Genomic DNA, 13,425 nt, shown 5'->3' on the forward strand with positions numbered 1-13,425 from the left:
CCCAGGTGAACGCAGTGGGACGTTGAGCACCTCTTGTGCCGAGCCGTCGGCTCAGGGCGCGATCGGCGGCTCTCCGCCGGGCTGTGCCGGCCCAGAGGCCGGCCCAGGCGTCGGTCCGGGTGCCGGTCGCTCGACGGGAGTGGCCTGCCCGGTCGTCGACTCACCGGTGACCGGATCCTCCAACGGCGGTGTGCTGCCACTGACCGTGTCGGTCGGATCGCGCGGGTCGTCGCTCGCACCGGGAACCGTCGGCGCCGCACCAGGCGTCGAGTCGTCGTCCGTCGGCGCCGAGGGCGTCTCCGGTCCGCGATCACCGAGCAGGTCCAGCAGTGCCTGGCCGCGGATGCGGCGGAACTTGCGTGGCTGCACGCGGGTGCGGTCCAGGACTGCGACCTCGAGGTCCTCGGCCGGGATGACCCGGTCCCCGGACTCCGAGTGGCCCAGCGCGGAGACCGCCAGCGCGATTGCGTCGGCAAGGCTCGCGCCCTCGACGTAGTGGTCCTTGAGGTGGGCGGCCACGACGTCGGCGGCGCCGCCCATCACGGCGTATCGGTGCTCGTCGGCAACCTGGCCGTCGTAGGTGAGGCGATAGATCTGGTCGTCCTCGGCGCGGTCGCCGATCTCGGCGACGAAGAGCTCGACCTCGTAGGGCTTCTCCCCACCACTGGAGAAGATGGTGCCCAAGGTCTGGGCATAGGCGTTGGCCAGTCCGCGTCCGGTCACATCACGACGGTCATAGGCATAGCCACGCATGTCGGCCAGGCGGACGCCGGCGATCCGGAGATTCTCGAACTCGTTGTAGCGACCGACCGCGGCGAAGGCGATCCGGTCGTAGATCTCGGACACCTTGTGCAGGGCCTGCGAGGGGTTCTCCGAGACGAACAGGACGCCGTCGGCGAACTGCACGGTGACCACGGAGCGGCCACGGGCGATGCCCTTGCGGGCAAAGTCCGCGCGGTCCTTCATCAGCTGCTCGGGCGAGACGTAGTAGGGCATGCTCATCGGGTTGTCCTCGTCTCAGATCAGGGGCGCGGCAGGGCCGTCGGGGCGCTGGTGGCGGGCAGCGATCACCCGGTCGGCGATCGCGGCGACCTCGTCGTCGGGCATCCGGTGGCCGCCATCGGCGGTGATCACCTGCACGATCGGGAAGATCCGGCGGGCGGTGTCCGGACCGCCGGTCGCGGAGTCGTCGTCCGCGGCGTCGTAGAGCGCCTGGACCAGGGCGGTCACGCACTCCTCGGCGGTGAGGTCCTCACGGTAGAGCTTCTTCAGGGCACCGCGAGCGAAGAGCGAACCCGAGCCGACCGAGTGGAACGCGGTCTCCTCGTAGCGTCCACCGGTGACGTCGTAGGAGAAGATCCGGCCCTGGTCGGTGGACAGGTCGAAGCCGGCGAACAGCGGCACCACCGACAACCCCTGCATGGCCATGCCCAGGTTGGCCCGGATGAGCGCGGCCAGGCGGTTGGCCTTGCCGTCCATCGAGAGCGTGGTGCCCTCGATCTTCTCGTAGTGCTCGAGCTCGGTGGCGAACAGTCGCACCATCTCGACCGCAAGACCGGCCGCACCGGCGATCCCCACGCAGCTGTACTCATCCGCAGGGAAGACCTTCTGGATGTCGCGCTGGGCGATGATGTTGCCCATCGTCGCCCGGCGGTCACCGGCCATCACCACACCACCGGGGAAGGTGGCGGCAACGATCGTGGTGCCGTGCGGGGCGAGGTCGCCCGCGTTGCCTTGCGGCATGGCTCGACTCGACGGCAGCAGGTCGGGCGCGTGTCCGGTGATGAACTCACTGAACGACGACGTGCCGGGGGTGAGGAACGAAGAGGGCAGGCGGGGGCCGTGGTCCGTCGCGCTCAAGGGATCACTCGCCACCCTTCTGGATGAAGGACTTCACGAAGTCCTCGGCGTTGGTCTCGAGCACGTCATCGATCTCGTCGAGGATCGCGTCGATGTCCTCGTCGAGCTGCTCCTTGCGCTCGGCGACTGCCGACTCGGGGGCAACGGTCTCTTGTTCGACCGGGGCGTCCTCGGTCGACTTCTTCGGCTGCTTCTGCTCCTGTGCCATGTCTTCGACCCTATCCACTCGACGGATGAAAAACGCGTCAGTGCGTCAATGCACTGAAGAGTTGTTGTGCCGTGTCGCATCGGTCGATGAGCTGACCGACGTGTGCCTTGGTCCCTCGCAGCGGGTCCACGGTGGGCACACGCTGCAACGATTCGCGGCCCGGGAGGTCGAAGATCACCGAGTCCCAGGACGCAGCGGCGACCGAGTCGGCGTACTTCTCCAGGCAGCGTCCCCGGAAATAGGCGCGGGTGTCCTCGGGCGGGTCGTGCATGGCGTCCTCGGTGCCCTGCGGGTCGAGAAGGGTCTCGATCTTTCCCATCCGGACCAGCCGGTGGTAGAGCCCCTTCTCCGGGCGGATGTCGGCATATTGCAGGTCGATCAGGTGCAGCTTGGCGTCGTCCCAACCCATCCCGTCGCGGTCGCGGTAGTGGTTGAGAAGCTTGAGCTTTGCGACCCAGTCGAGCTCACGCGCACACTCCATCGGGTCGCGCTCGAGCCGGGTCAGCACCGACTCCCACCGCTCCAGCACATCGACGGTCTGGGAGTCCGCATCGGACCCGAGCCGCTCGTCGACGAACTTGCGGGCCAGGTCGAGGTATTCCATCTGGAGCTGGACCCCGGTGAGCTTGCGACCGTCGTGGAGCGTGATCAGCTCCTTGCAGGTCGGGTCGTGGGAGACCGCGCGCAGGGCGGCGACCGAGCCCTCCACCGTGAGTGGGCGGGTGAGGTAACCCGCTTCGATCATCGACAGGACGAGGGCGGTCGAGCCGATCTTGAGGTAGGTGGAGACCTCGGAGAGGTTGGCGTCACCGATGATCACGTGCAACCGGCGATAGAGGTCCGGGTTGGCGTGCGGTTCGTCGCGGGTGTTGATGATCGGGCGCTTGAGGGTGGTCTCCAACCCGACCTCGACCTCGAAGAAGTCTGCACGCTGGCTGATCTGGAAGCCGTGCTCGCGACCGTCCTGCCCGATGCCGATGCGGCCGGCACCGGTGACCACCTGGCGGGAGACGAAGAACGGGATCAGGTGGCGCACGATGTCGGCGAACGGGGTCGAGCGCCGCATCAGGTAGTTCTCGTGGGCGCCGTAGGAGACGCCCTTGTTGTCGGTGTTGTTCTTGTAGAGCAGGATCGGCGCGGCGCCGGGGACGCTGGAGGCACGCGCTGCGGCATCGAGCATGACCTGCTCCCCCGCCTTGTCCCATCGCACGATGTCCAGGGGCGTCGTGCACTCGGGCGTCGCATATTCGGGGTGGGCGTGGTCCACGTAGAGCCGGGCACCGTTGGTGAGGATGATGTTGGCCAGCCCGAGGTCCTCGTCGGTCAGCTGGGTCGGGTCGGCGATCTGTCGCGCCATGTCGAACCCGCGGGCGTCGCGCAGTGGCGACTCCTCCTCGAAGTCCCACCGGGCCCGCCGTGCCTTCACCGTGGTGGTGGCATAGGCGTTCACCACCTGGGAACTGGCCACCATCGGGTTGGCGTTCGGCTGTCCGGACACGGAGATGCCGTATTCGACCTCGGTGCCCATCACCCTTCTCACGCTCATGCTTCGAGCCTACTCGTCATCGGCGACAGCGCTCAGGGTCCGCGCCGGGCGACGTACATCCACTCAGGCCACTACCGTGGCGGGCATGGGCTACTGGACTGACCGTGTCGTTCCGCGACTCACCGACGTCGCCTTGTCCTCGCAGAAGATCTCCGACCTCCGGGCGCGAGCCTGTGCTGGCCTGTCCGGGCGGGTGCTCGAGATCGGATTCGGCTCCGGGCTCAACCTTCCCCACCTGCCCGCCGCGGTCACCGGACTCGAGGCGGTCGAGCCATCCGAGCTCGGCTGGTCGCGCTCGGAGGTACGTCGTACTGCCTCGGCCGTTCCGGTGAGTCGGGTCGGCCTGGACGGTCAATCGATCGCCTCATCCCAGACCTATGACTCGGCCCTGGTCACGTTCACCCTCTGCACGGTGCCGGATGCCGAGCGGGCACTCGCCGAGATCGTCCGTCTGCTCCGACCTGGCGGACGCCTGCACTTCCTCGAGCACGGCCTCTCCCCCGATGACGGGGTGGCGAGATGGCAGCGCCGCCTGAACGGCATACAGGGGCTTGCCTGTGGCGGGTGCCAGCTGACCAAGGACGTGCCGCGTCTCGTCGAGGCAGCCGGACTCGACATCGTCACGCTCGAAGCGCGATATCTGCAGCCCGGCCCCGCGCCCACGCGGGCGTGGTCCTACGGGTTCCTCGGCGCAGCGGAGCGCCCGAGCGCCCGCTGAGGGTCAGAGATATTGACCCGTGTTCGCCACCGTGTCGATCGACCGTCCGGGCTCGGTGCCCTGCTTGCCGGTGATCAGGGTGCGGATGAAGACGATCCGCTCACCCTTCTTGCCGGAGATGCGCGCCCAGTCGTCGGGGTTGGTGGTGTTGGGCAGGTCCTCGTTCTCCTTGAACTCGTCGACACACGCCTGGAGCATGTGCTGGACCCTGAGCCCGCGCTGGTTGTGGTCGAGGAGGTCCTTGATCGCCATCTTCTTGGCCCGGTCGACGATGTTCTGGATCATCGCGCCGGAGTTGAAGTCCTTGAAGTAGAGGACTTCCTTGTCGCCGTTGGCATAGGTGACCTCGAGGAAGCGGTTCTCCTCGGTCTCGGTGTACATCCGCTCCACGGTCGCGCGGATCATCCCGTCCACGCACGCCTCGGGGTGACCACCGAACTCGGCCAGGTCGTCGGCGTGCAGCGGCAGGTCGGGGGTGAGGTACTTGCTGAAGATGTCGCGGGCCGACTCGGCGTCGGGACGCTCGATCTTGATCTTCACATCTAGCCGACCGGGACGCAGGATGGCCGGATCGATCATGTCCTCACGGTTGGAGGCCCCGATGACGAGCACGTTCTCGAGCAGCTCGACGCCGTCGATCTCGCTGAGCAGCTGCGGGACGATCGTGTTCTCCACGTCGGAGGACACTCCGGAACCACGGGTGCGGAACAGCGAGTCCATCTCGTCGAAGAAGACGATGACGGGGGTGCCCTCGGAGGCCTTCTCGCGGGCCCGCTGGAAGACCAGCCGGATGTGCCGCTCGGTCTCGCCGACATATTTGTTGAGCAGCTCGGGGCCCTTGATGTTGAGGAAGTAGGACTTCCCCTCCTGCCCGGTCTTCGCGGCGACCTTCTTGGCCAGCGAGTTGGCCACGGCCTTGGCGATCAACGTCTTGCCGCATCCGGGAGGCCCGTAGAGCAGCACACCCTTGGGCGGCTTGAGCTGGTGCTCCTTGAACAGCTCGGGGTGGAGATAGGGCAGCTCGACGGCGTCGCGGATCTGGTCGATCTGGCCGATCAGTCCGCCGATCGCGGAGTAGTCGATGTCCGGGACCTCTTCGAGGACGAGCTCCTCGACCTCGGACTTCGGGACCTTCTCATAGGCATAGCCGGACCGGGAGTCGAGCAGCAGCGAGTCCCCCGCGCGCAGCTTCTCGCCGCGCAACGGCTCGGCCAGTCGCACGACCCGTTCCTCGTCGGCATTCGCGATGACCAGGACCCGGTCGCCGTCGGCGAGGATCTCCTTGAGCATCACGACCTCGCCGATCTTCTCGAACGCCATCGCGGCCACGACGTTGAGCGCCTCGTTGAGCATGACCTCCTGGCCACGCTGGAGCTCGTCGATCTCGACGTTGGGGCTGACCGTCACCCGCAGCTTGCGACCGCCGGTGAACACGTCGACCGTGTCGTCGTCGTTGCGCGAGAGGAAGGTGCCGAATCCGGCCGGCGGCTGGGCCAGGCGGTCGACCTCGTCCTTGAGGGTCAGGATCTGGTCGCGTGCCTCGCGCAGGGTCTGGGCGAGCCGCTCGTTCTGCGAGGTGACCGCAGCCAGCGAACGCTGGGTGTCGGCCAGTCGCTGGTCGAGGAGCCGCGACTGGGCTGGTCCGTCGGCCAGCCTCCTGCGCAGGTCAGTGACCTCTGCCTCCAGGAACCTCACCTGGGCGGTGAGCTCCTCGGGACTGCGTGAGTCTTCTGATGCCGTCATGTGCATCCACCTCCTGCGTCGTGCTTGTGACCTTACCCATTCAGAAAAGGAACGGAAGTGGTTCGACGCAGGTGTCGGCAAGGATTTGCCGGTGTCGTGACGACGAGTGGGTCAGTCCTCCACCGGCTCGACGTACACGCCGTCCGGCCGGGGCCCCAAGTAGTCGGGGCCATATGCACCCGGTGCCGGGCGACGCTTCTTGCGCGGGGCGGTCTCACCGGGAGCCATCCTGCGGGCGGTGACCAGGAACGCGGTGTGGCCGATCATCTTGTGACCGGGGCGGACCGCGAGGCCCTCGACGTGCCAGTCGCGCACGAGCGACTCCCAGGGCTGGGGCTCGGTGAACCCGCCGTGGACGCGCAGGGTCTCGACGTAGCGCGACAGCTGGGTGGTGGTCGCGACATAGGCCACCACGATGCCGCCGGGGACGAGGGCGTCGGCGACCGCGTCGATGCACTCCCAAGGGGCGAGCATGTCGAGGATGATCCGGTCCACCCGCTCGCCGGAGGCTGGCAGCGCCTCCTGCAGGTCGCCCAGGCGCAGGTCCCAGGCCGGGTGGGTCTCGCCCTCGGGCGCGTGGAAGAACTGGTTCACGTTGCGGCGGGCGACGTCGGCGAACTCCTCGCGGCGCTCCCACGAGATCACCTTGCCGAAGGGGCCGACCGCACGCAGCAGCGAGCAGGTCAGGGCGCCCGAGCCGACCCCGGCCTCGACCACGCGAGCGCCGGGGAAGATGTCACCCATCGCCACGATCTGGGCGGCGTCCTTGGGATAGACCACGGCCGCGCCGCGCGGCATCGACACGACGAACTCGGAGAGCAACGGACGGAAGACGAGATATTCGCCGCCCGCGGAGGAGACGACGGTGAAGCCCTCCTCGCGCCCGATCAGCTCATCGTGCTCGATGTGACCACGGTTGCTGAAGAATCGCTTGCCCGGCGTCAGCTCGAAGTTGTGGCGGCGTCCCTTCTGGTCGGTCAGCCGAACCCACTCACCCACCCGCAGGGGGCCACGGTGCACGCCTGCCCAGGCCTCGGTGGGGACGTCGGGGAGCTGTTGCTGGTCGGACATGAGCGGCACCTTACTGGTGGCGCTCGGTGAATGCGCGATCGACGTCGGCTGTTGCCAGCACCCCATAGATGCTGCCGTCTTCCTCGAGCAGGAGGTATTCGTGGGCAGGCAGCCGGGTGATCGCGCGGATCAGGTCCTCGCCGGCGAGTCCCACGGGCAGGGTGAGCCCGGCCTCGAGGCTGCGCGCGATGGTCGAGACGGCGACCCACGGACGGCGTTCCTCGGGCACGGCCAGGAGCGCGGCCTCGTTGACGATGCCGATCGGGTCACCGGAACGGTCCAGCGTGACGATGCCGCCGGACCCGGACTCCTGGGCACGACGTACGGCCTCGGCCACCGGCATCTCCTCGGGCACGGCGAGCGTCTTGCGGGCCAGCTTCCGGGCGACGATCCCGGGCAGTCGGCGGCGCAGCTTGGCGCCCTGCATCGAGGCCGTGGCCCCGGAGTAGAGGAAGACGGCGATGATGAACGCCAGCAGATAGTCGAACAGGCTCGGGGTGACCCCGAGGACGTGCTGCATGAACAGCGGCCAGGCCAGGGCGAGCACTGCGGTGATCCGGCCGCCCCATCCGGCCGCGATGGTGCCGCGGTGCGCGTTACCGCTGATCCCCCAGACGGCCGACTTCAGCACCCGGCCACCGTCGAGCGGCAGGCCCGGGACGAGGTTGAGGACTCCCACCAGGAGGTTGGCCCCTGCCAGGCCCTCGACGCAGAGCCTGAGCACTCCGTCGGGGGTGACGAACCAGAGCGGGATGGCGAGCAGCCCGACCGCGATCGAGGTGATCGGGCCGACCACGGCGATCCAGAACTCGTGCTTGGGTCGGCGCGCCTCGCCCTCGATCATGGTGGCGCCGCCGAGGAAGTGCAGGGTGATCGAGGAGACGGGATAGCCGTAGTGCCGCGCGACGATGGCGTGCGAGGCCTCGTGCAGCAGGACCGAGAGGTAGAGCACGACAGCGAACGCCAGACCGGCGACGTACTTCCAGGCTCCCAGGCCCGGCTGCACGGCGTCCACGCGCGGAGCGAGGACGACCGCGATCAGGCCCGCGATCAGGAACCAGGACGAGGTGACCAGGACGTCGACCCCGACGATCGAGCCGACCTTGATCGTGCCCGGCGGGCGTGGACGCATGGGCGTCCGGTCGGACTGCAATTGATCGTCTACTGGCACATGCTGAGGTTATCGGACGCCTGCGCACGCTGAGGTCGATGTCAGTGCCGTGACCTAGGGTTCATCACGATCCCCGGACCGGGGCAGCACTGCTTGGAGAACCGATGAGCCAATCCCCCGCCGAACGCCATTCGACCCCGGTCGACGGTGTCGAGGTGCTGGGCGCGCTGTCTCCCAGCCGGGCCGGTGACTTCATGACCTGCCCGCTGCTCTACCGCTACCGCACCATCGACAGGTTCCCCGAGGAGCCCTCCGCCGACGCGATCCGGGGCACGCTGGTGCACAAGGTGCTCGAGGACCTCTTCGACCTGCCGGCCGCAGAACGTACGCCGCAGCGCGCCGCGGGCATGTTGTCGCCGGCGTGGGAGGCACTGGTCGAGGCCGAACCAGTGGTCGCGCAGCTCTTCGAGCCGCCCGAGGGAGTCGCTCCCCTGGACTTCGAGAAGTGGCTGGCCACTGCGGGTGAGGCGCTGGAGAAATATTTCCAGCTCGAGGACCCCACCCGCCTCGAGCCCGCCGAGCGCGAGCTCTATGTGGAGACGCTCCTCGACTCCAAGCTGTTGCTCCGCGGCTTCATCGATCGTCTCGACGTCGCCCCCAACGGGATGATCAGGGTCGTCGACTACAAGTCCGGACGCGCTCCCAGCGAGCTCTTCGAGGGCAAGGCCCTGTTCCAGATGAAGTTCTATGCGCTGGTGCTCTGGCGCACCCGCGGCGTCGTCCCGGCCATGCTGCAGCTGATCTATCTCGGCAGCGGCGACGTCCTGCGCTATGTCCCCGACGAGGCCGACCTGCTGGCGACCCAGCGCAAGGTCGAGGCCGTCTGGCATGCCATCCGCAACGCCGAGCTCTCCGGCGATTGGCGACCGCGCAAGAGCAGGCTGTGCGACTGGTGCAGCTATCAGGACAAGTGCCCGGAGTTCGGTGGCGAGATCCCGCCGCTGCCGATCTTCCAGATCGAGACCCCACCGGCAGCCGGGCCCGACGACGCGAGCTGACCCCAAGCCAGGCTGGCGGTCAGGCGGGCGACCCGGCAGGTGATCCGGCTGGCACGACCTCCACGTCCTCGGGAGCCACCTCGTGCGGGGTGATCGTCCCTGCCGCGATCTCCCGGGTCCAGTGGCACGCCACCCGGTGGCCGGGCGCGATCTCCAGGAGCTCCGGGCGCTCGGTGTCGCACTTGGTCTCCTGACGGAACGGGCACCGCGTGTGGAACCGGCAACCGGTCGGTGGATGCGCCGGCGACGGCAGGTCGCCCTGGAGGATGATCCGCTCCCGGGTCGCCTCCTTCACCGGGTCCGGCACCGGGACCGCGGACATCAGGGCCTTGGTGTACGGGTGCATCGGGGACTCATAGAGCGCGTCCGAGGACGCCTGCTCGACGATTCCGCCGAGATACATCACCGCGACCTCGTCGGAGACGTGGCGCACCACGGCCAGGTCGTGCGCGATCACGAGATAGGTCAGGCCGAGTCGCTCCTGGAGCTCCTCGAGCAGGTTGAGGATCTGTGCCTGGATGGAGACGTCCAGGGCCGACACCGGCTCGTCGGCGACGACGAATCGCGGCTCGAGGGCTACGGCACGAGCGATCCCGATCCGCTGCCGCTGCCCACCGGAGAACTCGTGCGGAAACTTGCGGGCCGCGGTCGCGGGCAGCCCGACCAGGTCGAGGAGCTCACGGACCCGGGTGGACTTGTCATAGGCCAGGCCGTGCGCGCGCAGCGGCTCGGTGAGGATCGTCTCGACGCTCTGGCGAGGATTGAGGCTGGCCAACGGGTCCTGGAAGACCATCTGCATGTCGCGCCGGGCGCGCCTGAGACGCTCACCCTTGAGCGAGGCCAAGTCGACACCGTCCATCACCACCTCGCCCTCGGTGATCGGAGCGAGCCGCAGGATGGCACGCCCGAGCGTGGACTTGCCGCAGCCCGACTCGCCGACCAGGCCGAGCGTCCGGCCGGGCTGGATCTCGAAGTCGACCCCATCGACGGCCTTCACTGCGCCGACCTGTCGGTTGAGCACCAGGCCGTCGCGGATCGGATAGTGCACCTTGAGACCGGAGACCTTGACCAGCGCTTCGTTGGTCAACTCGCTCATGCGGTCACCTCGTCACGTCGGACGGCCTCGAGCGGGTGGTGGCAGCGCAAGTCGCGATCCCCTGTCGGTTCGAGCTTGGGTGGGACGGTCCGGCAGGTCTCGTCGGCGTTCTGGCACCGGGGCGCGAAGGCACACCCCTGGGTCCACGGCAGCGTCTGCGTCGGGGAGCCGGGGATCGGTCGCAACGGGGCGCCCTTGCCGGCGTCGAGGCGGGGAATGCTCTCCAGCAGCCCCCCGGTGTAGGGGTGGCGTGGGGTGGCGAACAGCTCGTGACGCGCCGCCGACTCGACGATGCGTCCGGAATACATCACGTTCACCTCGTCGCACAGCCCGGCCACGACCCCGAGGTCGTGGGTGATCATCAGCAGTGCAGCGTTCGTGTCCGCGACCAGGTCCTTGAGCACCTCGAGCACCTGGGCCTGGATGGTGACGTCGAGTGCCGTCGTCGGCTCGTCGGCGATCAGCAGCTTTGGCTCGCACGCGAGCGCGATCGCGATCAGGACGCGCTGCCGCATGCCCCCGGACAGCTGGTGGGGATATTCGCCCACCCGGCGTGCCGGGTCCGGGATGCCGACCATCTCGAGCAGGTCGATCGCGCGGAGGGTGGCGGCCTTCTTGTCCAGGCCCAGGTGGCGACGGAGCACCTCGGTGAGCTGCAGACCGATCTTGACCACGGGGTTGAGCGAGGTCATCGGGTCCTGGAAGACCATCGCGATGTCCTTGCCCCGCAGCCCGGCCATCTCCTTCGAGCCCAACGACAACAGGTCGCGGCCGGCGTACAGAACCTCGCCCTCGACCTTCGAGCTGCGTGCGGGCAAGAGCCCCATGATCGCCAAGGACGTCACCGACTTGCCGCTGCCCGACTCGCCCACAAGGCCGAGGTGCTGGCCGGGGCGGATCTCGAAGGAGACCTCGTCCACCGCGCGCACCGGACGGGTGCCGCGGCTGCTGAACGTCACGCTGAGGTTGCGTACGGCGAGCAGTGGCTGGTCATCATGTGTCCTGCTCATCTCGTCACCGCCTTCCACGAGGGTCGAGAGCTTCGCGCATCGACTCACCGAGCAGGGTGAAGCCGAGGGCGCAGATGGCAATGGCGAAGCCGGGGATCAGGGCCAGTCGCGGCGCGGAGTCGAAGCGCTCCTGGGCCGAGACCAGCATCCGGCCCCATTCGGCCACTGCCGGGTCGGCCTCTCCGAGTCCGAGGTAGGACAGGGCCGCCACCTCGATGATGGCGGTGGCCAGGTTGAGCGTGGCCTGGACGATCGTCGGTCCGATCGAGTTGGGCAGCACGTGGCCCATCACGATCTTCCGCTTGCGCAGGCCGAGCGCGCTCGCCGCCAGCACATAGTCGGCCTTGCCCTGGGAGAGCATCGAGCCGCGCAGCAGCCGGGCGAAGATCGGCACCTGTGCCATGCCGATCGCGATCATGACGGCGTAGGCGTTCTGCCCGAGGACCGCGACGATGCTCACCGCCAGGAGCAGGCTGGGGATCGAGAGCATGATGTCGACGATCCGCATGATCACGGTGTCCACCCAGATGCCCGCGCGACCGCCGAGGGCACTGAAGCCGCCGGCCAGGGCGCCCAGCGTGGTGCCGACGACCAGGCCGATCAGCGTGGAGACCACGCCATAGATCAAGGACTGGCGGGCGCCGTAGACGAGCTGGGTCCACAGGTCCGAGCCCCAGCGGTCGAGGCCGAGGAAGTGGTCACCGTCGCGCCAGGGCACGTGGTTGGTGCTCACCCGGTTGGCCCACTCCGCGGTGCCGGGTTGATAGGGGGTCAGCAGCGGCGCGCAGATCGCCACCAGGATGAACCCGGACACGATCACCGCGCCGACGATCGCGGTGGGGTTGCGGACCAGTCGGCGCAGGGCGCCGCGCCACAGGCCGACGCCGGCGATGTCGTCGACGCCCATCGGGTCGGCAGCCTGGACGGCCGCGGAGCCCGAGGACGGAGGAAGCGGGATGCTCACTGGGCCCTCACTCTCGGGTCGATCAGCCCATAGGCGAGATCGACCAGGAGATTGATGAGGGAATACATGATGGCGATGATGAGAATGAACCCTTGCAGCACTGGGAAGTCGAGTTTCGAGATCGCTGTGAAGAGATATTGGCCGATCCCGTTGAACGAGAAGACCGATTCGGTGAGCACTGCTCCGGAGAAGAGCAGCCCGGCCTGGAGCCCGATCGTGGTCACCACCGGCATCAGTGCGTTGCGGAGCACGTGACGCCGAGAGATCGTCATCGCTGAGAGGCCCTTGGCCTCGGCGGTGCGCACGTAGTCCTCGTGCATCACCTCGGCGACCGAGGCCCGGGTGATCCGCACGATGATGGCCAGCGGGATGGTGCCCAGGGCGATCGCCGGCAGCACGAGGTGCATGAAGGCATCCCAGGCAGCGTCGTACTCCCGAGTCAGGATGCCGTCGAGCATGTAGAAGTTCGTGATGTGCGTGGAGTCCAGCCGGGCATCGCTGCGCAGGGCCGGGGGGAACCAGCCGAGCCACTCGGCGAAGACCAGCTTCAGGAGCACGGCGAGGAAGAACACCGGAGTGACCACGCCGAGCAGTGACCCGGAGACCACGAAGGTGTCGATGATGCCGCCCTGGTGCTTGGCGGCGAGGTAGCCGAGCGGGATTCCCACGATGATCGCGAAGAGCAGGGCGACCGAGGCAAGCTCGACCGTGGCGGGGAACTTGTCCAGGAAGCTCTGCAGGACGGGTTCACCGGTCTGTATGGAGTTGCCCAGGTCCCCCTGGAGCAGCGCCTTCACATAGGTGAGGTACTGCTCCAGGAGGGGCCTGTCGAAGCCGTACTTCGCATTGATCCGTTCAATCGAGTCCGGGGTGGCCTTCTCCCCGAGCAGGGAGCGGGCAGGGTCACCGGGTAGGGCCCTGACCCAGGCGAACAGGAGGATGGAAAGGCCTACGAGCACCGGCACCATGAGGGCCAGTCGTCGCAGCACGAAGCGCAGCATCGGCAGGTGGGATCCTTGTCTGGATGTGTGAGCGGGACG

At 67.9% G+C, this 13,425-nt stretch carries 13 protein-coding genes; 2 read left to right on the forward strand and 11 right to left on the reverse strand.

The window, feature by feature from the left end; all coding sequences use genetic code 11:
• Window positions 1–51: 51 nt before the first annotated feature.
• From prcA to dop, 4 genes are read right to left on the reverse strand one after another with little or no spacing between them, the layout of a single operon-like run.
• Window positions 52–1,002: a proteasome subunit alpha gene (prcA, locus tag BJ980_RS02900; RefSeq protein WP_179500900.1), complete on the reverse strand. Its 951-nt coding sequence runs from the start codon at window positions 1,000–1,002 to the stop codon at window positions 52–54.
• Window positions 1,003–1,017: 15 nt separating this feature from the next.
• Window positions 1,018–1,860: a proteasome subunit beta gene (prcB, locus tag BJ980_RS02905; protein ID WP_179500901.1), complete on the reverse strand. Its 843-nt coding sequence runs from the start codon at window positions 1,858–1,860 to the stop codon at window positions 1,018–1,020.
• A 4-nt stretch (window positions 1,861–1,864) separates the two neighbouring features.
• Window positions 1,865–2,068 (reverse strand): ubiquitin-like protein Pup, encoded by a 204-nt coding sequence (locus tag BJ980_RS02910; RefSeq protein WP_179500902.1) that lies wholly within the window; start codon window positions 2,066–2,068, stop codon window positions 1,865–1,867.
• 37 nt (window positions 2,069–2,105) lie between these two features.
• Window positions 2,106–3,614, reverse strand: coding sequence for a depupylase/deamidase Dop (gene dop, locus BJ980_RS02915; RefSeq protein ID WP_179500903.1), 1,509 nt, complete (start codon window positions 3,612–3,614; stop codon window positions 2,106–2,108).
• 85 nt (window positions 3,615–3,699) lie between these two features.
• Between dop and BJ980_RS02920 the strand changes: the two genes are divergently transcribed.
• Window positions 3,700–4,332 (forward strand): class I SAM-dependent methyltransferase, encoded by a 633-nt coding sequence (locus BJ980_RS02920; protein ID WP_179500904.1) that lies wholly within the window; start codon window positions 3,700–3,702, stop codon window positions 4,330–4,332.
• A 3-nt stretch (window positions 4,333–4,335) separates the two neighbouring features.
• Here the strand turns inward: BJ980_RS02920 and arc are convergent, their stop codons facing one another.
• The 3 genes from arc to BJ980_RS02935 all read right to left on the reverse strand — a co-directional run bounded on the left by arc (window position 4,336) and on the right by BJ980_RS02935 (window position 8,278).
• The gene (gene arc, locus BJ980_RS02925; RefSeq protein WP_179500905.1) at window positions 4,336–6,075 is read right to left on the reverse strand and encodes a proteasome ATPase; all 1,740 of its coding nucleotides are present in this window, start codon (window positions 6,073–6,075) and stop codon (window positions 4,336–4,338) included.
• Window positions 6,076–6,186: 111 nt separating this feature from the next.
• Window positions 6,187–7,146, reverse strand: a complete 960-nt coding sequence (locus tag BJ980_RS02930) for a tRNA (adenine-N1)-methyltransferase (protein ID WP_179500906.1) — start codon at window positions 7,144–7,146, stop codon at window positions 6,187–6,189.
• Between the two features lie 10 nt (window positions 7,147–7,156).
• A complete protein-coding gene (locus BJ980_RS02935; protein WP_179500907.1) occupies window positions 7,157–8,278 on the reverse strand; it encodes a site-2 protease family protein in 1,122 nt (373 codons plus the stop codon).
• A gap of 143 nt (window positions 8,279–8,421) precedes the next feature.
• Here BJ980_RS02935 and BJ980_RS02940 point away from each other — a divergent pair, with 143 nt between their 5' ends.
• The gene (locus BJ980_RS02940) at window positions 8,422–9,315 is read left to right on the forward strand and encodes a RecB family exonuclease (RefSeq protein WP_179500908.1); all 894 of its coding nucleotides are present in this window, start codon (window positions 8,422–8,424) and stop codon (window positions 9,313–9,315) included.
• A gap of 19 nt (window positions 9,316–9,334) precedes the next feature.
• On the opposite strand, the gene BJ980_RS02945 is transcribed toward BJ980_RS02940, so the two are convergent.
• The 4 genes from BJ980_RS02945 to BJ980_RS02960 are packed head-to-tail and all read right to left on the reverse strand — an operon-like array spanning window position 9,335 to window position 13,386.
• On the reverse strand, window positions 9,335–10,411 hold the full coding sequence (locus BJ980_RS02945) for an ABC transporter ATP-binding protein (RefSeq protein ID WP_179500909.1): 1,077 nt from the start codon (window positions 10,409–10,411) through the stop codon (window positions 9,335–9,337).
• Entirely contained in the window at window positions 10,408–11,421 is a 1,014-nt protein-coding gene (locus BJ980_RS02950) for an ABC transporter ATP-binding protein (RefSeq protein ID WP_179500910.1), read from the reverse strand. The genes BJ980_RS02945 and BJ980_RS02950 overlap by 4 nt, the downstream gene beginning before the upstream one ends.
• Before the next feature lie 4 nt (window positions 11,422–11,425).
• On the reverse strand, window positions 11,426–12,385 hold the full coding sequence (locus tag BJ980_RS02955) for an ABC transporter permease (protein ID WP_343047661.1): 960 nt from the start codon (window positions 12,383–12,385) through the stop codon (window positions 11,426–11,428).
• Window positions 12,382–13,386 (reverse strand): ABC transporter permease, encoded by a 1,005-nt coding sequence (locus BJ980_RS02960; protein ID WP_179500911.1) that lies wholly within the window; start codon window positions 13,384–13,386, stop codon window positions 12,382–12,384. Before BJ980_RS02960 ends, BJ980_RS02955 begins: the two co-directional genes overlap by 4 nt.
• Window positions 13,387–13,425 lie beyond the last annotated feature (39 nt).

It is taken from the genome of Nocardioides daedukensis (assembly GCF_013408415.1).
In the GTDB taxonomy this organism is placed as follows: Bacteria; Actinomycetota; Actinomycetes; order Propionibacteriales; family Nocardioidaceae; genus Nocardioides; species Nocardioides daedukensis.

Bases quoted from the DNA above. Each gene is read 5' to 3' on its own strand.
- prcA (WP_179500900.1), bottom strand. From the start codon at position 1,002: ATGAGCATGCCCTACTACGTCTCGCCCGAGCAGCTGATGAAGGACCGC.
- BJ980_RS02910 (WP_179500902.1), bottom strand. From the start codon at position 2,068: ATGGCACAGGAGCAGAAGCAGCCGAAGAAGTCGACCGAGGACGCCCCG.
- dop (WP_179500903.1), bottom strand. From the start codon at position 3,614: ATGAGCGTGAGAAGGGTGATGGGCACCGAGGTCGAATACGGCATCTCC.
- BJ980_RS02920 (WP_179500904.1), top strand. From the start codon at position 3,700: ATGGGCTACTGGACTGACCGTGTCGTTCCGCGACTCACCGACGTCGCC.
- arc (WP_179500905.1), bottom strand. From the start codon at position 6,075: ATGACGGCATCAGAAGACTCACGCAGTCCCGAGGAGCTCACCGCCCAG.
- BJ980_RS02930 (WP_179500906.1), bottom strand. From the start codon at position 7,146: ATGTCCGACCAGCAACAGCTCCCCGACGTCCCCACCGAGGCCTGGGCA.
- BJ980_RS02935 (WP_179500907.1), bottom strand. From the start codon at position 8,278: ATGCGTCCACGCCCGCCGGGCACGATCAAGGTCGGCTCGATCGTCGGG.
- BJ980_RS02940 (WP_179500908.1), top strand. From the start codon at position 8,422: ATGAGCCAATCCCCCGCCGAACGCCATTCGACCCCGGTCGACGGTGTC.
- BJ980_RS02945 (WP_179500909.1), bottom strand. From the start codon at position 10,411: ATGAGCGAGTTGACCAACGAAGCGCTGGTCAAGGTCTCCGGTCTCAAG.
- BJ980_RS02950 (WP_179500910.1), bottom strand. From the start codon at position 11,421: ATGAGCAGGACACATGATGACCAGCCACTGCTCGCCGTACGCAACCTC.
- BJ980_RS02960 (WP_179500911.1), bottom strand. From the start codon at position 13,386: ATGCTGCGCTTCGTGCTGCGACGACTGGCCCTCATGGTGCCGGTGCTC.